Raw genomic sequence first — 21,116 nt, forward strand, 5'->3', positions numbered from 1 at the left:
GGATAGGTTCAGAAAATTCAAGGCAAAAAATAGCGTTGTAAATCGTTAAACAATGCCAAAAGCGAAAGGGAAATCAGCAATAAAAAGCCCACTTTTTGGAGCTGCTCTTGCACCGAAACCGAAACCCGCTTTCCAGCAACTAACTCCCATGCATCATACAGGAGCTGACCCCCATCTAGCATGGGAAAAGGAAGGAGATTGAGCATCCCAATGCTGATACTAATTAGTGCCAAAAATGCTAAAAAGGCTTGCCAGCCAACCTGGACGGACTTTCCAGCCATATCGGCAATGCTTAAAGGCCCCCCAAGCTGCTTTAGAGAAGCCTGGCCAGTCAACATCCCCAGCATCAACCTTGCTGAGACCTTGGTAATCAACCAAACCCTTTGGGCGGCAACCACTGAAGCATCCAAGGGCCTCAATTTCAGCTCTTTCCACTGATTTAAGGGGGTAGCTATCGGCAAGAGACCAAGCTCTTTCATCGGATCTCCATCCGGCCTCATTCTTGGAAGACCCTCAGCCTTAAACGACTTTATGAGGTGACCGCCCTCGGAATCTTCAATCTCCAAAGCAAATCCAGTATTGCCAGTTAAGGCATCCATCAAATTCCAGCGCAAGGAATTCCAACTCCGTACAGCCTCAAATTCTCCGGCGATAGGCGGCCCACCGGAACTTAATTTTTGCCAACTTAGCACTCGATCACCTTGAGCAATGCCCAACTGAGAAGCGATTGAATTTTCTGGCGGGGTTTGCAAAACCGCTGGCAATTGAGGTGCGCCAGAAATATAAATCACAGAAAAAAGAAGGATTGCTAAAAAGAAGTTGGCAAATGGTCCGGCTGCCACAATTAAAGAACGTTGCCAAAGTGGTTTGTGATCAAAGGCATCCTTTCGATCATTTTGGCAAATAACTTGATTCCGATCGCGACCATCCAAGAGCTTCACGTAGCCACCCAAAGGAATGGAAGCCAATACCCACTCGGTTTGATTGGGTGCTCGATATGTAAACAACGGTTTTCCAAAGCCAATAGCGAACCGCAATACTCGAACGCCGCATGCTCGTGCTGCTAAGAAATGGCCAAACTCATGGAAACTGACCAAGACCCCTAAGGTCAATAAAAATGCTCCAAGAGTAATTAACGCTTGCATGAAATCATTACCTTAAACATCCACCCTACAGAGCTCGAATCAAATCCCGCGCTTCGGCTCTGGCTTGTGCATCAACCTGCAAAATAGCGTCCAGAGAATCGGCGTTGCTTTCTGTAATTGCGTTTAACACTTTCTCAACAACCACAGGTATTTGCAAATACGGTAGACCTTCGTCCAAAAACGCAGCAACAGCAATTTCATTCGCAGCATTTAATACAGTGGGCGCTGTACCGCCAGACCTCGCTGCGGCAAACGCCAATGATAAACATGGAAAACGTGATAAATCGGGCTCTGAAAAACTGAGGTTAGTTAACTGAGTCAAACTCAGTGGCGCAACTCCCGCAGCGATTCTGTCTGGCCATGCCAATCCATAAGCAATAGGGGTACGCATATCCGGTTGACCCAACTGCGCCAACACAGAGCCATCACGATAGCGAACCATCGAATGCACAACGCTTTGCGGATGTATCAGTACTTTTATTTTTTCCAGCGGAAGACCAAACAACCAAAAGGCCTCAATCACCTCTAACCCCTTGTTCATCATGGTTGCCGAATCCACCGAGATTTTTTTACCCATCACCCAGTTTGGATGAGCGCATGCCTGTTCTGGAGTAATGCTAGCAAGCTGATCTAGCGGAGTATTTCGGAATGGGCCGCCAGATGCCGTTAGCCACAATTCTTCAACGCCTAAATAAGCATTTTGCAATGAGGAATCTTGAGTGAAATTATTTGGCAAGCATTGAAAAATCGCATTATGTTCACTATCAATCGGCAATAATTCGCCGCCACCAGCGCTAATAGCCTGCATAAATAAATTACCAGACATGACCAAGGCTTCTTTATTGGCCAACAAAACTCTTTTGCCTGCTTTAGCAGCTGCCAGCGCAGGGACTAAGCCTGCCGCCCCCACAATTGCCGCCATTACCGTATCGCAGCCGGAATCAGTCACAGCCGTCACCAGCGATGCTGGGCCATACATCACCTGGGTCGAGATATTCTTTTGGCGCAATAGCGTTTCGAGACGCTTAGCATCATCAGCCTCAGATACCACTGCAATCGCAGGCTTAAACTCCATGCACTGCTCTGCCAACCGATCGATCTGCTTACCCGCAGTAAGCGCAACCACCTTGAAGCGATCTGGATGAGCGCGAATAACATCTAATGTATTAACGCCAATCGATCCAGTAGAGCCCAGAATGGCAATGTACCTTGCCATCACACGAGACCCGCAAGGATAGCCGCAATGGGCATTGTTGGAATTAATGCATCCACACGATCAAGCACACCGCCATGGCCTGGTAATAACTGACTACTATCTTTGACACCTGCCAAGCGCTTTAACTGGGATTCAAAAAGATCGCCAAAAATACTAAATGCCGTTAATAAAGTCACCATCAATAGCATCGGCACCCATCCAAAACGAATAGCCCAAGCGCCAAATATAGTGGACTCAAATGGCAAGAAGAATACGCACGCTAGAGCGTACGCATAACAAAGTACAAGACCACCCACCGCACCTTCAACCGACTTACCCGGGCTAATTTGCACAGCAAGCTTACGCTTGCCAAAAGCTTTACCAACAAAATAAGCGCCGATGTCCGCCACCCAAACTAAGGCCATTGCGGAAAGCAGAAAGACTAAGCCTAACTCTCGCAAGAAAACAATTGCAAACCAAGTTGCTGGTAACAGTATTAGACCAAGCACAACATAAAAAGGACGTAATTTTTGCAAAGATATATTCATCCCTTTTGCCAAAATGAATGGGGCAATAAAAAACCAAAAGATGACTGCTAGCAAAAGCAAAGAAAATTGCCAGGCCACATTTTGCAAGGCCAGCAAAACAAAAATGATTACCAAACAAAATGTGGCATAAAGCCAAGCTGCACGAGGTGCATCAGGATTTAATAAGCGACTCCACTCCCAGGCGCCTGCCAACACCGCCACAAGAAAAAAGGCGCCGATAAATACAGGAGGCAGGAAAAATAGAATTGGTAATAAGACCGCCAATAGAACAAAGGCAGTAATAATTCGGGTCTTCAACATGAAAAGTGGACTCTGAAATTAGACGGCATCGCTCATTACTTGCGATGCAAGTTGAGCACTAGTTCGCCCAAAGCGACGCTCACGCTGACTAAACCAGTTGATCGCCTTGTGTAATTCGGTTTCGTCGAAATCTGGCCAAAGTACATCTGTGAAATACAACTCTGTATAGGCCAATTGCCAAAGCAAAAAGTTACTAACGCGTTGCTCACCACCCGTACGAATAAATAAATCAGGCTCAGGCGCATAAGCCATAGAGAGATGTGACTGCAATAGCTCTTCGCTAATATCTTCAGGTTTTAAGTGGGGATTCGCTGCAACACAGCGCTGCATTGCCTGCAAGATATCCCAACGCCCGCCGTAATTTGCAGCAATCGTAAATGTCAGCGCTTTACAACCCGCCGTCTTTGCTTCAGAAAATTCAACCATCTCCTGAATTGCATTATCAAAACGACTTAAATCCCCAATCAGTCGCAGACAGATATCGTTTTCAGCGAGGCGTGATACTTCACCCTTGAGGGATTTCAGAAATAACTTCATTAAAAAGCCCACCTCTTCTGGTGGGCGACGCCAGTTCTCTGAACTAAATGCAAATACGGTCAAATACTCAACGCCAATACGGCGACATTCTTGAACAATCTTTCGAACAGCGCCTAAGCCTTCAGAGTGCCCAGCAACCCTGGGCATCATGCGCTTACTAGCCCAACGCCCATTGCCGTCCATAATGATCGCCACATGGCGAGGAATGGAGCTAACTTCTGGTATTGCCTGGGTTGAACTAAGGTGCTGAGTCATAAAGAGTAAAACTCACTACGGTTAAACCGTCATGATCTCTTTTTCTTTTTCAGAGATGATTTTGTCTATTTCAACAACAGCTTTATCGGTCATCTTCTGGATTTCATCAGTGGCGCGACGCTCTTCATCTTCAGAAATTTCTTTATCTTTAGTCAGGCGCTTTAAATGCTCATTTGCATCACGGCGCAAATTACGCACAGCGATTTTTGCATCTTCACCTTCGCTCTTCACGACTTTAGTAAGCTCACGACGGCGCTCTTCTGTTAATGCTGGCATTGGCACACGGATTACAGTTCCTTGTGAAGCTGGATTCAGACCCAAGTCGGAATCACGAATGGCTTTTTCTACAACAGCAACCATTGTCTTTTCAAAAGGCTGAACGTTGATCGTGCGGGCATCAGCCAAACCTAAACTCGCAACCTGACTCAATGGAGTGGGGTTACCGTAATACTCAACTTGGATATGTTCCAAAATTCCAGGATTGGCACGCCCTGAACGAATCTTTGCAAGACTGGTCTTCAAAGATTCAAGTGACTTTTGCATCTTTTGATCGGTATTGGTTTTAATTTCTACTGCAGACATCTGGCCTCCTATTAAACGTGCACCAAAGTACCTTCAGGCTCACCCTGTACTACGCGCATTAACGCGCCCGGCTTGAGTATCGAAAATACTTTGATTGGTAATTTTCTGTCACGACACAATGCAAAAGCAGTGGCATCCATAACTTGTAAGTTTTTAATTAATGCTTCATCGAAGGTAATGGTTTTGTAGAGAGTTGCCGTAGGATCCTTCACCGGATCAGCGCTGTAGATACCATCTACCTTGGTTGCCTTCAACATGACCTCTACGCCCATTTCAGCGCCGCGCAAGGCTGCTGCTGTATCAGTGGTAAAGAATGGGTTTCCAGTACCTGCGGCAAAAATAACAACCTTACCCTCGCTCATTGCCCGAATTGCGCGAGGACGAATATACGGCTCAACCACTTGATCCATTCTTAGTGCAGATTGAACACGAGCCTCAACGCCCTTTTGACGCAATGCATCTTGCAAAGCAAGTGAGTTCATCATGGTTGCTAACATACCCATGTAATCAGCAGTTGCTCGATCCATGCCAGCTGCCCCACCCGCAACCCCGCGGAAAATATTTCCTCCGCCGATCACAATCGCAAGCTCAACCCCGCTATTTACTACTTGAGCAATTTCAGAAACCATGGCATCGATGGTGACCGGATTAATGCCGAAAGCATCATCCCCCATCAGGGCTTCACCAGATAATTTTAGGAGGACGCGTTTGTAGCCTGGCATATATATTTTCCGTAATTTGCCAAGTAATTTTCATACTTAGCTTATTGATCTTTAAGCACTTTTGATACCTGCCCTGAATTATAAATGGCTTAGAGGTAGCCAAAGAAAAGGGCACAGAAACCAAGGTTTCTGTGCCCATGAGGCTAGGCCGATCGGGACAAGCCCGAAAAGGGCTAATTAAGCAGTCGCTTTAGAGGCGGCAGCTACTTGGGCAGCCACTTCAGCAGCAAAGTCGTCTTGACGCTTCTCAATGCCTTCACCCACAACAAACATCGTGAATCCCTTCACGCTGGTATTGGCGGCTTTGAGCATTTGCTCAACAGTTTGCTTATCGTTTTTAACGAAAGTTTGGTTCAAGAGAGACACCTCTTTGAGGTACTTCTGAATAGAACCTTCAACCATCTTCTCAACGATCTCTGGTGGTTTGCCAGATTCAGCAGCCTTTTGAACAGCTACGCTACGCTCAATTGCGATGGACTCAGCTGGCACATCTGCAGTAGACAAAGCAACCGGCTTCATGGCAGCAACGTGCATTGCCACATCTTTTGCAGCAACTTCATCGCCATCAAACTCAACCATTACACCAATACGAGTACCGTGGAGATAAGAAACTAACTTGTTGCCACCAGCAAAACGCTTGAAGCGACGCGGCATGATGTTCTCACCAATCTTACCGATCAAAGCGCTACGTACTTCGTCAACAGTAGAGCCGTTCAAAGGCAGCGCCAATAAAGCGGCTACGTCAGCAGGATTCTTTTCCGCCACCAACTTCACGCAATCATTTGCGAAAGCTAAGAAATCATCATTCTTAGATACGAAATCGGTTTCGCAGTTCACTTCCAACAAAGCACCCGTTGTGCCATTGATTGAAGATGCAACGATACCTTCAGCAGTAACGCGAGAAGCTGCCTTACCTGCTTTGCTACCAAGCTTTACACGCAGAATTTCTTCTGCGCGGGCCATATCACCATCAGCCTCAGTCAATGCCTTTTTACACTCCATCATTGGAGCATCGGTTTTGGCGCGGAGTTCGCCAACCATTGCAGCGGTAATAGCGGCCATTATTCAGCTTTCCCTTCTTCAACAAACTCTTCTTCGCCTTCTTTAACTGCAGTCAATACTTCTTGAACTGCATTTGCACGGCCTTCCAAAATTGCATCAGCAATGCCACGCGCATAAAGAGTTACTGCCTTGCTTGAATCGTCGTTACCAGGAATAACGTAATCAACACCCTCTGGTGAGTGGTTAGTATCAACAACAGCGATTACTGGAATACCAAGTTTGTTAGCTTCTGTAATAGCAATCTTGTGATAACCAACGTCCACAACGAAAATCGCATCAGGAACGCCATTCAAATCTTTGATACCGCCAAGTGCTTTTTGCAATTTGTCGAGTTCGCGATCGTTTGTTAAAGCCTCTTTCTTAGAAAGCTTTTCCCAGTCGCCAGCTTCTTTAGCAACTTCCATGTCCTTCAAACGCTTGAGGGAACCCTTAACAGTTTTGAAGTTAGTGAGTGTGCCACCCAACCAACGGCTATCGATATAAGGCATACCAGCGCGAGTTGCTTCTTCAGCAATGATTTCGCGTGATTGACGTTTTGTACCTACAAATAAAATCGTGCCACGATTAGCAGCAACTTGTTTTGCAAATTTCAGGGCGTCCTGAAACATTGGCAATGTTTTTTCCAAGTTGATGATGTGGATTTTGTTGCGATGGCCGAAAATGAAAGGGGCCATCTTTGGGGACCAGAAACGTGTTTGGTGACCAAAATGGCAACCAGCTTCCAGCATTTGACGCATTGTTACTGACATAACTTCTCCTAAGGGTTGGTTCTAAAGTTGAGTCCTAGCTGCGCTAAACAACGCCACCCTGGAAGGCTCAACTCGCGATTTCAAGTCCAAAACAGACCTGAGCAAAAAATTATAGCTTAAATATCAATGATCTAGCTAGGTTGAGCCCACCCCCATCTAGAACTGATGGGAGCGTTTACTGCCTCAAATGCCCTAAAAAAGTGAATCTTGCCTAATTTTTAAGCATTTTTGACCAGAAAAATCCTCTCAAGTCGTTGATAATCAAGGCATGAATAGTGTATTTACCGCAGAAAATGACATCCAGGGGATGCGTGAAGCCGGCCGACTAGCCAGCGAAGTTCTCGATCATGTAGCCCCCCATGTAAAAGCGGGTGTCACCACAGGCGAATTGGATCGGATTTGCCATGAATATATGCGTGATGTCCAAAAAACCATTCCTGCTCCATTGAACTATCAGCCGCCTGGCTACCCTCCTTTTCCGGCATCGATCTGCACCTCAGTAAATGATGTGATTTGTCACGGCATCCCCGGTGACAAAGTTTTAAAAAATGGTGATGTTGTTAATTTAGATATCACCGTGATTACTCCCGATGGTTACTTCGGAGATACGAGCCGTATGTTTATGGTCGGCGAAGTTTCAGTCATGGCAAAACGTCTCACACAAATTACTTTTGAATGCATGTGGCTTGGCATCGCTCAAGTCAAACCAGGCGCATCACTAGGCGACATCGGTCACGTAATTCAGACGCATGCAGAAAAAGCAGGTTACTCAGTAGTACGCGAATACTGCGGGCATGGTATTGGCAAAGTGTTTCATCAAGACCCACAAATTCTTCATTACGGCAAACCTGGCACTGGTGAAAAATTGCAAGCAGGCATGACTTTCACCATTGAGCCAATGATCAACGCAGGTAAACGTGATATTCGCACTATGCCCGATCAATGGACTGTTAAAACAAAAGATCGTAGCTTGTCAGCGCAATGGGAGCACACGCTTCTAGTAACCAATACTGGTGTTGAAGTACTCACCTGGTCAGATGGAAGCAACCCTCCTCCTGATTGTGTAAAAGGTCTTTCATTTAGACCATCCACTGCTAGCGCCTAATCATATGAATTCGTCGGTAACGACAAACAAAATCACGGATGCAGCAAGCCTTCGATCTGCTCGTGAAGTTGCATACACCGAATTCAAGAAAACTCAGGCTGTAGGTAAGCTTACTAAACAACTCAGCAAACTTACCGATCAACTACTCGCTCAACTATGGAGTGCTTGCGATTTAAACAATGAAGCGACGCTAGTTGCTGTTGGTGGCTATGGCAGAGGCGCATTATTTCCATACTCAGATATAGATATTCTGATTTTGCTGCCGGCTGACGAAGAAAAGGCTAGAACGCTCTCAAAACAAGTTGAGCGATTTGTTGCTAGCTGCTGGGATACTGGCCTGGAAATTGGTTCTTCAGTAAGAACCGTTGCGGAATGCATCTCTGAATCAGAGCAAGACATCACGGTTCGAACCTCTTTACTCGAGGCACGCTATCTCTGTGGGCAAAGATCTTTATTTAAAGAGTTTGCCAAAGCCTATGAAGGCGCAATGGATCCACGCTCATTTTTCCAAGCGAAATTAGCCGAACAAATCCAACGTCACTATAAATATCAAGACACACCTTATTCACTAGAGCCAAACTGCAAAGAGAGTCCTGGTGGTCTACGCGATCTGCAAGTGATCTCATGGGTTAGTAAAGCAGCCCTACTTGGGAACACCTTCAAAGATTTGCATGAAGCTGGCTTGATCACCAATCGAGAGCTCACGGAACTCAATCGCAATCAACGACTATTGGAAACCTTGCGCGCCAATCTGCATCTCATAGCAGGACGTAGGCAAGATGTCATTGCATTTGATCTGCAATCCCCTCTCGCTCACGCCATGGGCATTGAAGAAGAGTCTTCGCGCCGCGCAAGCGAAGCCATTATGCGTCGCTATTACTGGGCTGCCAAAGCTGTAACCCAATTAAATGATGTACTACTGCAAAACATTGAAGCGCTTCTATTTCCGCAAGAATCAAAAACTACCCACCCTATCCCCGGCGAAGGAAATGAGTTCTTCATTGAGCGTCAAGGCGTTCTAGATATCACGGACCCACAACTCTTTCAAAAACATCCAGAACAAATTCTGCGAACCTTCTTAGTGTTTGCGCAGACCTCCAGCGTAAAGAGTCTTTCTGCCAATATTTTTAGAGCACTCTATAACGCTCGCACAAAGATGGACAGCAAATGGCGAGCTAACCCCATCAATCGAGCCCTGTTTATTGAAATCCTGAAGCAACCCGAGGGTGTCAGTCGAGCTTTCCACCTCATGAATCGCAGCAGCGTGCTCGGAAGATACTTGCCTGCTTTCAGAAAGATTGTTGGTCAGATGCAGCATGACTTATTTCATGTATATACCGTTGATCAGCATATCTTGATGGTGCTACGTAATGTGCGTCGTTTCATGGTGCTGGAGTACACCCATGAATTTCCATTTTGCAGTAGCTTAATTGCTCGTTTCGAGAAACCTTGGCTACTCGTCATTGCAGCGCTCTTTCACGATATTGCAAAAGGTCGCGGTGGTGATCATTCGCAACTTGGCAAAGCGGACATGCGCAAATTCGCAAAAGAGCATGGCCTAGACAAAAAAGATACTGAGCTTTTAGTGTGGTTAGTTGCAGAGCACCTCAATATGAGTCAGGTTGCTCAAAAACAAGACATTACCGATCCCGATGTTGTGAAAGCATTTGCCAAGAAGATGGGTGATGAACGACACCTCACTGCTCTATATCTCTTGACCGTAGCCGATGTCCGTGGAACAAGCCCTAAAGTATGGAATGCTTGGAAAGGAAAACTACTTGAAGATCTGTATCGCGCCACCTTGAGAGTATTGGGTGGTGCAAAACCTGATGCTTCATCAGAGCTGGCGCTGCACCAAGAAGAATCCCGAGCCAAACTTCGGCTTTATGGAATTAGTGATGCCTCCTATGAGGATCTTTGGAAACAATTGGATGTTGCATTCTTTCTAAGACAAGATTCATCTGATATCGCGTGGCTAACACGCCACCTATATAACAAAGTCAATACAGATCAACCGATCGTCAGAGCAAGACTTTCTCCCGTTGGCGAAGGTTTGCAAGTAGCGATCTATGTAAAAGACCAAGAGGATCTATTTGCTCGGATTTGCGCTTACTTTGAAAGACATGGCTTTTCTATTTGGGATGCACGCATTCATACAACGCATCATGGCTACGCCCTTGATAGCTTCCAAATCTCAGGAAGTAATCTTGTGGATGAAGGTGGTAGCTATCGAGATCTCATTCAGCTAGTTGAATTCGAGCTGACTGCTGCACTCTCTAAAGCGGATCCTTTGCCAAACCCCAGCATGGGACGTCTATCTAGACAATCGCGCATCTTTCCAATTCAACCGCGCGTTCATATGATGCCAGATGATCGTGGACGCTATTACACCCTTGCGCTATCTGCTAGCGACCGCACAGGCTTGCTTTACACAATTTCTAGAGTCTTAGCAAAGCACCAGGTTTCTATTCACTCTGCCAGAATTAATACCCTTGGTGAGCGTGTTGAGGACGTATTGCTATTGGATGCTGCCAACCTCGGAAAAAATCCAAAGCTGCAGATTCAGTTAGAAACAGAGTTGCTAGAGGCTTTAAGCACTTAAACGACTAATCGCCCTCTGAATACGTAGGCTCTCAATCTGATCGAAAGAGAACCAACCCAAAGTAATATTCTCCAGAGGCACTTCTTCACGCAGTACTTTTAATTGATAAAGGAGATCAATGTGCAGATGAGCGCCTTCATTTTTATTTGGATTGGCTGGGATCTCATGAACATCAATATCAATCGGTTCGGGATTCTCAATGGCACTTATACAAACTAAGCCAGTCTCTTCGTAAACCTCACGAATTGCAGCCTCAATAGGCGACTCCCCTTCATCAATATGACCGCCTGGTTGAAACCACTTCTTAATATAGGGGTGAAGTATCAGCAACACTCTATCGCCCTGAATCACCAATCCACTGGCGGTAATATGCCCTTCATTGGTCAATCGTGAACAAGGCGATGAAGAAGCGAGAATTACGCTTGCTTGCTCTGCATAATTAGATTGACGAACCAATGGGGTAATTTTTTCTAGAAGATTCATTCTCATGAGCTAAGCATAGATTGAATTTAACAATGCCACTACCTTAAAACAGCGTAAGAAAGTTCTTACTTCAGCAATTCCAGCATGCCCGCCTCATCAATGACGGGCACGCCTAATTCTTCTGCTTTAGTGAGTTTGCTTCCAGCATCCGCGCCTGCAACTACATAATCTGTTTTCTTTGACACTGATCCAGCAACTTTTGCGCCCGCTTTCTCAAGCAGATCTTTTGCTTCATCACGAGTCATGGTGGGGAATGTACCCGTTAGAACAAAGGTCTTTCCAGCCACAGCGGCGCTGATCACTTTTTCTTCTACCGCAAGCTGCATGCCTGAAGCCAAAAGCTGCTCAATTACTTCACGATTGTGGGCCTCTTCCATGAAGCTCAGAATGGAGTCAGCGACTACAGGGCCAACGTCTTTAACGCTGAGCAACTCTTCCATATTCGCATCCATTAATGCATGCATTGATTGGAAATGATTCGCCAAATCTTTAGCTGTAGTTTCACCAACATGACGAATACCCAAGGCGAAGATAAATCTCGCTAGAGTTGTATTTCGAGACTGATTAATTGCCTGTATGAGATTGTCGGCAGACTTTTCACCCATGCGCTCAAGATTTGCTAAAGCGGTAAAACCCAAACGATAGAGATCTGCTGGCGTTCTCACCAAATTTTGATCAACCAATTGATCTACAATCTTTTCGCCCAAGCCTTCGATATCCATAGCCCTTCTGTGGGCAAAGTGAATCAGAGCTTGTTTGCGCTGAGCGCCGCAAAATAAGCCGCCGCTACAACGCGCAACAGCTTCATCCGCCAAACGCTCAATATGAGAATCACATACTGGACAGCGGGTTGGCATTTGAAACTCTTTGGTATCACTAGGGCGACGGTCTTTAATAACCGATACCACTTCAGGAATTACATCGCCCGCCCGTCTTACAGAAACCGTATCGCCAATCCGAACATCCTTACGTCTAACCTCATCTTCATTGTGAAGCGTGGCATTAGTCACGGTGACGCCACCTACTTCAACGGGAGCTAGGCGTGCTACTGGAGTAATCGCGCCTGTGCGCCCCACTTGAACATCTATTCCCAAAACCGTTGTGAGAGCCTCTTGGGCAGGATATTTATGTGCTAATGCAAATCGAGGGGCTCTGGAGACATAGCCCAACTTGGCTTGCTCGGCAAATGAATTCACCTTATAGACAACGCCGTCAATGTCATATGGCAATGCATCCCGCTTAGCCCCAATGGCATTGTAGAAATCTAGGATCTCCTGAACGGAGTGCAATACTTTGCGCTCAGAGCAAACAGGCAATCCCAATTCAACATATTTATTTAGTAATTCTTCATGCGTCTTGGGAAGCCATGATTGGGGCTCAAGTGCACCTAGGCCATATGCAAAGAAAGAAAGTGGACGTTTAGCCGTGATCTTGGAATCCAACTGGCGCAAACTACCTGCAGCTGCATTACGAGGATTTGCAAATTCTTTTTCCCCCAAAGCAGCAGCCTGTTGATTCATTTTTTGAAAATCTTTGAGGTACATAAAGACCTCACCACGAATCTCTAAGACTTTAGGAATGTCTTTGCCAGCTAATCTCAATGGAATAGCACGAATCGTTTTGATATTGGCAGTGACATCCTCACCGCTAGCACCATCCCCACGAGTGGCGGCACGTACCAAAGAGCCATTCTCATAACGCAAAGAAATTGCAAGGCCATCAAATTTTAGCTCGCCAGCATAAGCAACGTGATCAGTATGCAAACCCTCACGACAGCGACGATCAAATGCAACTAATTCTGCTTCTTCAAATGCATTATTGAGAGATAGCATTGGTACTTCATGCGTTACCGAGTCAAACTCTTTTAATGCAACACCCCCAACACGCTGAGATAAGGATTCAGGGGTGACCCATTCAGGATGAGCTGCTTCAATTTCTAATAACTCGCGATAGAGCTTGTCATATTCGATATCTGGCAATAATGGATTATCAAGAACATAGTAGGCATGCTCTAAGCGAGCCAATTCCATTTGTAGAAATGAGTAACGCTCCGCTAAGTTTGTCGGACTATTAGACGACAAGGGGGTTCCTAGCTAAATAGTCGACCAGCTACCGAGGAGCCTGCTGCGATGCCAGACCTCTCCAGGTTGGAATAGAGCATATCAAGGTGCTGACGGATACTAATCACAGCAGCCTCACTGAGATTAATACCACTATCATCCACCAAGCGACCGTGCGCCACTTGAGCAATTTCGACACCTTCGCCTAACATTCTTTCAAACGCCCGTTGATCTTGAGCAACAGAAGGAATTTCAAGTAATAGAGTTAATTGTGTGACAGGTACATTTGGATCTAGATCAGCACTATTAAAGATTAAAGTGTCATTACTAAAAAACTCATAACTACGTCCATTGCGAGCCAATTTGAAACCACGCCTTCTCATAAGGGCGTCGAAATTTCCCCAAGGATAGGGCTCATCAAATAAAACATTAATACTCAGTTGAATATCGCTCTCGGCTGCCATTGCGTCTAATTCTTTCGCACTTTCGAGCATCGCGCTGACACTTGGCATATCAATTTGAGCCCCCAAGGTATTTGCTAAGGCCTGGACTCGAGAACAAAAGTCTGATAACTCAAGGACGCTAATTGGACCTCGTCGACTAGCTAATTGAATCGCTAATTGCACGTCAGAATAAAAAGCCTCTGCTCTAAGATCTTCCCATCTTACCAATGTGCCTTGATCGACATTGAGACCTTCATAACTCCATCGCGGAGACGTACTAGAACGCAAATCTGCCCATGAATTTATCTCATCGAGAACTTCCGCTCCAGAAATTGCCTCATCGAAACGAAGCGTAATGACACAGTCAATGCGGGGATCAATTGCAAATTTTTGTAATTTAGAAATAGCTAAATGAGGCGCACTAGTAAAACTAGGCTCAACACGATCCACAATATCTGGGTCAGCAAAACCTCTTGCCACAGAAGGTTTGCGAGTAGCCTGCTCATCAAATGCATTTTCACCCCGATCATTAACTTCATGACGAGCGCGAGAGTATTTCCAATTAAGAACGGCCACCAATATTAATATCAGCAAGCCGATAACGATCAATGCAAACTGCAAATCAGACAAGCCTAACATCGTCATGATTTGTTCTATAAACACTTAAGCAGCCTCCACCATTGAAACGGCTGAAGAGATATCCACTGCAACAATGCGAGATACACCCTGCTCCTGCATCGTCACACCAATCAATTGATGGGCAATTTCCATGGTGATCTTGTTATGCGAGATGAATACAAACTGGGTTTTTTCAGACATTTTGGCAACCATCTGCGCGTAACGCAAGGTGTTCGCATCATCCAGTGGCGCATCCACCTCATCGAGCAAGCAGAATGGGGCTGGGTTCAATAAGAACAATGAGAAAACCAAGGCAATCGCAGTCAAGGCCTTTTCACCACCAGAGAGCAAATGAATGCTGCTATTTTTCTTGCCTGGGGGCTGCGCCATAACCTGAACGCCAGAGTCCAAAATCTCTTCACCAGTCATAACTAATTCAGCGTGTCCACCACCGAATAATTCTGGAAAGAGTTTTCCAAAGTGTGTATTAACTTGATTAAAGGTACCCTGTAATAAATCGCGAGTCTCAGCATCGATCTTGGCAATCGCATCTGTCAAGGTTTGCATTGCTTCATTCAAGTCAGCAGATTGAGCATCCAAGAACTGCTTACGCTCACGTGAGCTTGCGAGCTCATCCAGCGCAGCCATATTGACTGGGCCCAAAGACTGAATTTCAGTATTGAGACGATTCACTTCGCTTTGTAGCGCGCCAATCTTCAGATCAGGACTAAAGTTTGCCTCTAATGCGCTGAGGTCGGCCTCTGCATCTGCCAGCAATGTCGCAAACTGTTCATAGTTCAAACGAGCAGCTTGTTCACGCAACTGCAGATCTACGACCTTATCACGCATTGGTTGCAAACTACGTTCAATTTGCATACGGACTTCATCAACCTCGCGCAATTGGTGCAACAGAGCATCCTGCTCCGTACGCGCGTTTGCCAGAGCAGCTTCGCGAGCGCTACGAGCCAATAGCAGACCCTGTAACTTCTCTTGCGCCTCCTCATCATTCAGCGACTCAAGCTCTTGGGTAGCTAGATCATGCTTATCCTGAATCTCCATGATCTGAGTGCGCGCAGTACTTTGGTCACGCTGCAAATCAGCAATACGTTGTTGTAATGAGCGAGTAGCAAATGCTGCTTCTTGAGCGGCCATCTCGGCAACACGCAATGACTCCCGCAATTGATCGCGTTCTTGCGTAGTGAGCTCCAATTTTTGCTGAGCTTGAGCCAACGCCTCTTGATGTCCTTGTCTAGAATCCTCTGATTGAGTTTGCTCTGTAGTTGCTTGCTCATGTGTCAAGCTCAACTGCTCCATTTGCTGACGTAGCTCACTCATCTCATTCTGAATTTGAGTAGCGCGTTGACTGTATTGCTCTTCAGCTTGAGTCAACTGCATTCTTTCCACTTCAAAGCCATGGGCCTCTTGCACAGATTGCTCAGCATTAATGCGCGCTTGCTCAGCAGCCTGATGAGCAGCCTGATAGTTCGCTACACACTGCTCAAGCTCACCCTGCAATTCACTTTGCATTAATTTTTGGGCGCGCAACTGCTTCTCAAGGCTTTCCATTTCTTGAGCACGGGCCAACATACCAGCTTGCTCAGAGTCAGCTGCATAAAGCTGAACACCAACACGACTAACTAAATGGCCCTGCTGGGTAACAAATGCGCCGCCAGCTGGAAGCTTTTCACGACGATGTAAAGCATCTTCGAGGCTAGAAGCAATATAAATATTGTCTAACCACTCTTGCAATACCGAAGTCAATCTAGCAGCGCCAGCGCTTTGAACACGACTGAGTAAAGGCGTGAAATCCGCTGGAGCAGATGTATGCGCAGGACTAATTTCTTCTGTAAGCAAAATTGCCAAACGGCTTGGAGGCGCATCATTCGCCAATGCCAATGTTTCTTGAACACTTTTTGCGGTAACCGCAGCTAAACGCTCACGCAATACAGACTCAAGAGCAGCTTCCCAACCACTCTCCACTTTTAACTCTTGCCAGAGACGCTTACTTTCTTTAAGCCCCTTACTTTCTAGCCATGGACCAATCTTACCCTGCGCTTGAACGCTTGCTTGCAAAGCTGTTAACGCAGTTAACCTAGCTTCTGTTTGGGCCAGGTCCTGATTAGCAGTTTGTATTTTTTGCTGAGCGGCATTACGAGCTTCATCAGCCGCTGGAACACGTTGCTGGGTTTCACCAGCGCGTGCTCTTGCTTCTTCAACCTTACGTTGCGCCATCGCATGACGATCAATCGCCATTTGCAACGCTTCAGCATCAGGACGACGCATCCCATCGAGTTCGCTGGTTAAACGCGTCTCACGCCCTTTAAGCTCATCAGCCTGCGCAGACATCGAGCGAATGCGCTCACCTAAACTCGCGAGACGTTGCTCGATTGTTGCCAAAGCTTCGCGTGCATTATTCAAATCGCGGGAAGCACTTTGGTAAGCCTCATCGCGACCTGGCATCTGGTCTTGCAAACCGTTTAATTCTGTTAATAATATTTGCTCTTTTTCGCTCGCCAATGTGAGCTCATGTTCAGTTGTGCGTTGTGCCTGTGCGGCATCAGTCTCTTGAACAGTCCAACGCTGTAACTGCGCTTGTAGATCTTGAGTTTGTTGCTGCAAGCGTTGGCGCGCTTCTTGAACGTAATGTATTTGTGACTCAACCTGACTTACATCAGCATTGGTTTGATACAACTCGCCTTGCGCTTCGGACACCTTGTCTTGCAATGCATATTGTTGAGTGCGCATTGTCTCAAGTTCAGCCTCGGAGTGGCGTAGTTTGGCGGTTTGCTCTTCTAGGTTGACCTGAGTATCGCGAATGCCGTTGGCATGGCGCTCTTGCTCTTTACCAGCCTCAGTCTGGCGGACAAACCACAAGAGCTGTTGCTGTGATTTCATTTGCGCAGAAAGCTCAGCGTGACGCTCTGCGACCGTTGCTTGCTTTTCTAGACGAGTCAGTTGTTGATCGAGCTCGCGCAGAATATCTTCAACACGCGTTAAATTTTCTACAGTATCTTCAAGGCGAGCTGCAGTTTCTTTGCGGCGCTCCTTATATTTAGAAACGCCAGCTGCTTCCTCAAGGAATACACGCAACTCCTCTGGTTTCGCTTCCAAAATGCGATTGATTGTTCCCTGACCAATAATCGCGTAACCTCTTGGACCCATACCAGTACCCAAGAAAATATCTTGAATGTCTTTACGGCGTACCACTTGATTATTCACGTAATAACTAGAATTCCCGTCACGCGTTAATACACGCTTAATAGCCAATTCAGTAAATGCGCTCCACTGACCTTGCGCACGACCCTCAGAATTATCAAAAATCAACTCAACGCTGGCGCGACCTGATGGTTTACGTAAACCAGAGCCATTAAAAATAACGTCCTGCATGGACTCGCCACGCAATTCACTGGCGCGGGATTCACCCAAAACCCAGCGAACAGCATCAATAATGTTGGACTTTCCACAACCGTTTGGCCCTACAACACCAATTAATTGGCCAGGCATTTCAAAATGGGTTGGGTCAACGAAAGACTTAAAGCCGGAAAGTTTGATGGATTTCAGTTGCACGGCGTACTTTGCAGGGAAAAAGGGGTTCTAAATAAAGGACTAAAAATTACATCTAAAGTGGGAAGATGATAGCAAGCTTAGGGCTACTTAGACGGGTTTTTGCCCCATCGATATAATGATAAATCTACCTTCAGGGACAAAATCCCTTAACAATCTGATAGTTAACCAAAAAGCATGAGCCAATCACCACAAAACATCATTGAACAAGCCTGGGAAAACCGCGCAAACCTCTCACCAAACAGTGTTCCTGGAGATGTCCGTAGCGCCGTAAATGCGGTCTTGGAAGGCCTAAATAATGGCAGTATTCGAGTTGCCGAGCGCCGTGATGTGGGTAAGTGGGAGGTAAATCAATGGGTTAAGAAGGCTGTGCTGCTTTCTTTCCGCCTAGAAGACAATACTCCAATGAGCGCCGGGGGTTACACCCAGTTCTATGACAAGGTTCCAAGCAAGTTTGAGGGCTATACAGCCGCTGACTTTGCTGCAGGCGGTTTCCGCGTAGTTCCGCCAGCCGTTGCTCGTCGTGGATCCTTTATTGGCAAAAATGCAGTATTGATGCCCTCCTATGTCAATATTGGCGCTTATGTTGGCGAGGGTACCATGGTTGATACATGGGCAACCGTTGGCTCTTGCGCCCAAATTGGCAAAAATGTTCACCTTTCTGGCGGCGTAGGAATCGGTGGTGTCCTGGAGCCAATTCAAGCTGGCCCAGTAATTATTGAAGATAACTGCTTTATTGGCGCTCGCTCTGAAGTAGTGGAAGGCGTAGTGATTGAAGAGAACGCTGTTCTCTCCATGGGCGTCTACATTGGACAAAGCACCAAGATTTACGATCGCGAGACTGGTGAAGTTCACTACGGTCGCGTTCCAGCAGGCTCGGTAGTAGTTCCTGGCTCGCTTCCTTCCGCATGTGGCAAGTACAGCCTCTATGCAGCCGTGATTGTGAAAAAAGTAGATGCGCAAACCCGAGCAAAAACAGCCATCAACGAATTGCTTCGCGACTAATTTAACTTTCTCAACTTTCGACAATTACTTATGAGCGCCGCCCTTGAGTTAACTGAAGCTCTCATTGCATGTCGTTCCGTCACTCCAGCAGATGGCGGTTGCCAAGATTTAATTGCTAAACGCTTGCAAGCCATTGGCTTTCATACTGAAAGCGTTGTTAGTGGTCCTGATAATTTTCAGGTAACAAACTTATGGGCAATTAAAAAGGGTAAAGCTGGCGATCAAGGCAAGGTACTCATGTTTGCTGGCCACACCGACGTTGTCCCAACTGGTCCACTAGAAAAATGGACTAGCGATCCATTCACGCCAAGTATTCGTGATGGCAAGCTATACGGCCGCGGCGCTGCTGATATGAAAACTTCTCTCGCTGGCTTTGTTGTTGCCGCTGAAGAGTTTGTTATTTCCCATCCAGATCACCAAGGTTCGATTGCCTTTCTGATTACCAGCGATGAAGAGGGTCCCGCCAACGATGGCACAGTGATCATGTGTGAACGCCTCCAAAAACATGGTCAGCGTCTAGATTACTGCGTGATCGGCGAACCTACTTCAGTAGATCAATTGGGCGACATGATTAAAAATGGCCGCCGTGGATCACTATCTGGCAAATTAAAAATAAAGGGTGTTCAAGCTCATATTGCTTATCCCCACCTTGGTAAAAATCCAATTCATTTATCAACACCAGCAATTACCACTTTAGTTGAAACCGAGTGGGATAAGGGGAATGAATATTTCCAGCCAACTAGCTTTCAGATCTCTAATGTGCATGCTGGCACCGGAGCAAACAATGTTATTCCTGGTGAACTAGTGGTTGACTTTAATTTCCGCTTCTCCACAGAGAGTAAGCCCGAGCGATTGCGTGAGCGTCTAGAAAAAATCTTGCATGATGCCGACCTAGATTTCGAGATTGAATGGGTTCTTGGTGGCAGTCCGTTTATTACCGGCGATGGTGACTTAGCAGGTGCATTGCGCAAGGCAATTAAATCTGAAACCCAAGTGGATACTGAGCTCTCTACAACCGGCGGCACCAGCGACGGTCGCTTTATTGCCAAAATCTGCAAAGAAGTTGTGGAATTTGGCCCCCTAAATGCCACTAGCCACAAAATTGATGAGTGCGTAAACGTCGATGATGTTGAGCCTCTTAAAAATATCTATCGCAAAACACTTGAGCAGCTCATTGCTTAAGTTTGCAATTTCGCTTCTTTAATAACACCTTTATCCATCATGGACCCTGAGCCTTCACAAGCCCTTTCAGTCAATCAATCGATTGAGCTCATTACCCATAAATTAGAAGCCGCAAACTTGCATTACGGGCATGGTGCCATTGATGCGCAAAGTGAAGCCCTTTGGATTGTTAGTAAGCAATTAGGGCTGAGTCCTGCTGATGCACTTGATCATTTAGATCAAATACTCACCAGTGAGCAGCATCAACAAGCATTAGCTGTTACTGATGAACGCATCACCTCTCGTAAGCCACTCGCCTATATTCTTGGTGAAGCTTGGTTGATGGGTGTTCCATTTTTCTGCAGCGAACAAAGTATTGTTCCGCGTTCTTGGATTGCAGAGCTCATCGTTGATGGCTCACTAGAACCCTGGCTTCCAGCTGATGGAAAAGTTTTGGATCTTTGTACCGGCAATGGGTCACTGGCGGTCTTACTGGCGCTTTCGTGCCCAGATATTCACGTCAGCGCATGTGACATTAGTTTGCCAGCACTATCAGTCGCAGCTCGCAACGTCGATCGCCATGGACTTAACTCTCAAGTTGAACTATTAGAGGGTGATCTATGGGAAGCCTTGCCAGAACCAAATGAAGACAATCTATTCGACTTGATTATTTGCAATCCACCTTACGTAAATGCAGACTCCATGAATGCCTTGCCAGCTGAATACCAAGCTGAGCCTGCATTAGCGCTCGCTGGCGGTGATGATGGGATGGATCTCATCAGAAGAATTATTGCCAACGCGCCCGACTACCTCTCTGAGCGTGGTGCGATTCTGCTTGAAATCGGCAATGAGTATGAGAACTTCAAAAAAGCATTTCCCCAAATACCTGCTATTTGGATGGAAGTTTCAGCCGGAGAAGAACAAGTGCTACTCATTCAAGCTGAAGATCTGCGCTAACTCAGTTTACTTAGACAATCTAT

17 protein-coding genes are annotated in these 21,116 nt (G+C 46.2%); 5 read left to right on the forward strand and 12 right to left on the reverse strand.

Annotated features, from left to right (window positions below; genetic code table 11):
- Positions 1-17: 17 nt before the first annotated feature.
- The 8 genes from DCO17_RS07585 to rpsB form a co-directional block, all read right to left on the reverse strand.
- Positions 18-1,145 (reverse strand): M50 family metallopeptidase, encoded by a 1,128-nt coding sequence (locus DCO17_RS07585; RefSeq protein ID WP_173956141.1) that lies wholly within the window; start codon positions 1,143-1,145, stop codon positions 18-20.
- Positions 1,146-1,170: 25 nt separating this feature from the next.
- Entirely contained in the window at positions 1,171-2,361 is a 1,191-nt protein-coding gene (ispC, locus tag DCO17_RS07590; protein ID WP_173956142.1) for a 1-deoxy-D-xylulose-5-phosphate reductoisomerase, read from the reverse strand.
- The gene (locus DCO17_RS07595) at positions 2,361-3,188 is read right to left on the reverse strand and encodes a phosphatidate cytidylyltransferase (RefSeq protein ID WP_173956143.1); all 828 of its coding nucleotides are present in this window, start codon (positions 3,186-3,188) and stop codon (positions 2,361-2,363) included. The genes ispC and DCO17_RS07595 overlap by 1 nt, the downstream gene beginning before the upstream one ends.
- A gap of 18 nt (positions 3,189-3,206) precedes the next feature.
- Positions 3,207-3,980, reverse strand: coding sequence for an undecaprenyl pyrophosphate synthase (uppS, locus tag DCO17_RS07600; RefSeq protein ID WP_173956144.1), 774 nt, complete (start codon positions 3,978-3,980; stop codon positions 3,207-3,209).
- A gap of 21 nt (positions 3,981-4,001) precedes the next feature.
- Entirely contained in the window at positions 4,002-4,562 is a 561-nt protein-coding gene (gene frr / locus DCO17_RS07605) for a ribosome recycling factor (protein ID WP_173956145.1), read from the reverse strand.
- 11 nt (positions 4,563-4,573) lie between these two features.
- A complete protein-coding gene (pyrH, locus tag DCO17_RS07610; protein WP_173956146.1) occupies positions 4,574-5,284 on the reverse strand; it encodes a UMP kinase in 711 nt (236 codons plus the stop codon).
- Positions 5,285-5,461: 177 nt separating this feature from the next.
- A complete protein-coding gene (gene tsf, locus DCO17_RS07615) occupies positions 5,462-6,346 on the reverse strand; it encodes a translation elongation factor Ts (protein ID WP_173956147.1) in 885 nt (294 codons plus the stop codon).
- Positions 6,346-7,095, reverse strand: a complete 750-nt coding sequence (gene rpsB / locus DCO17_RS07620; protein WP_173956148.1) for a 30S ribosomal protein S2 — start codon at positions 7,093-7,095, stop codon at positions 6,346-6,348. The genes tsf and rpsB overlap by 1 nt, the downstream gene beginning before the upstream one ends.
- Before the next feature lie 268 nt (positions 7,096-7,363).
- Here rpsB and map point away from each other — a divergent pair, with 268 nt between their 5' ends.
- Complete coding sequence (gene map, locus DCO17_RS07625) at positions 7,364-8,200, forward strand: type I methionyl aminopeptidase (RefSeq protein ID WP_173956149.1); 837 nt, start codon at positions 7,364-7,366, stop codon at positions 8,198-8,200.
- A gap of 4 nt (positions 8,201-8,204) precedes the next feature.
- Complete coding sequence (locus tag DCO17_RS07630; protein WP_173956150.1) at positions 8,205-10,802, forward strand: [protein-PII] uridylyltransferase; 2,598 nt, start codon at positions 8,205-8,207, stop codon at positions 10,800-10,802.
- Here the strand turns inward: DCO17_RS07630 and DCO17_RS07635 are convergent.
- From DCO17_RS07635 to smc, 4 genes are all read right to left on the reverse strand, one after another.
- Positions 10,791-11,285, reverse strand: coding sequence for an NUDIX hydrolase (locus DCO17_RS07635; RefSeq protein ID WP_173956749.1), 495 nt, complete (start codon positions 11,283-11,285; stop codon positions 10,791-10,793). The genes DCO17_RS07630 and DCO17_RS07635 overlap by 12 nt on opposite strands.
- Positions 11,286-11,350: 65 nt before the next feature.
- The gene (ligA, locus tag DCO17_RS07640; protein ID WP_173956151.1) at positions 11,351-13,366 is read right to left on the reverse strand and encodes an NAD-dependent DNA ligase LigA; all 2,016 of its coding nucleotides are present in this window, start codon (positions 13,364-13,366) and stop codon (positions 11,351-11,353) included.
- An 8-nt stretch (positions 13,367-13,374) separates the two neighbouring features.
- Entirely contained in the window at positions 13,375-14,433 is a 1,059-nt protein-coding gene (locus DCO17_RS07645; RefSeq protein WP_173956152.1) for a cell division protein ZipA C-terminal FtsZ-binding domain-containing protein, read from the reverse strand.
- A gap of 18 nt (positions 14,434-14,451) precedes the next feature.
- Entirely contained in the window at positions 14,452-17,973 is a 3,522-nt protein-coding gene (smc, locus tag DCO17_RS07650; RefSeq protein WP_173956153.1) for a chromosome segregation protein SMC, read from the reverse strand.
- 174 nt (positions 17,974-18,147) lie between these two features.
- Here smc and dapD point away from each other — a divergent pair, with 174 nt between their 5' ends.
- From dapD to prmB, 3 genes are read left to right on the forward strand one after another with little or no spacing between them, the layout of a single operon-like run.
- A complete protein-coding gene (gene dapD / locus DCO17_RS07655) occupies positions 18,148-18,975 on the forward strand; it encodes a 2,3,4,5-tetrahydropyridine-2,6-dicarboxylate N-succinyltransferase (RefSeq protein WP_173956154.1) in 828 nt (275 codons plus the stop codon).
- 30 nt (positions 18,976-19,005) lie between these two features.
- Positions 19,006-20,157, forward strand: coding sequence for a succinyl-diaminopimelate desuccinylase (gene dapE / locus DCO17_RS07660; protein WP_173956155.1), 1,152 nt, complete (start codon positions 19,006-19,008; stop codon positions 20,155-20,157).
- A gap of 39 nt (positions 20,158-20,196) precedes the next feature.
- Entirely contained in the window at positions 20,197-21,093 is an 897-nt protein-coding gene (prmB, locus tag DCO17_RS07665; RefSeq protein ID WP_173956156.1) for a 50S ribosomal protein L3 N(5)-glutamine methyltransferase, read from the forward strand.
- Positions 21,094-21,116: the final 23 nt, after the last annotated feature.

Source organism: Polynucleobacter tropicus, from assembly GCF_013307225.1.
Lineage (GTDB): Bacteria > Pseudomonadota > Gammaproteobacteria > Burkholderiales > Burkholderiaceae > Polynucleobacter > Polynucleobacter tropicus.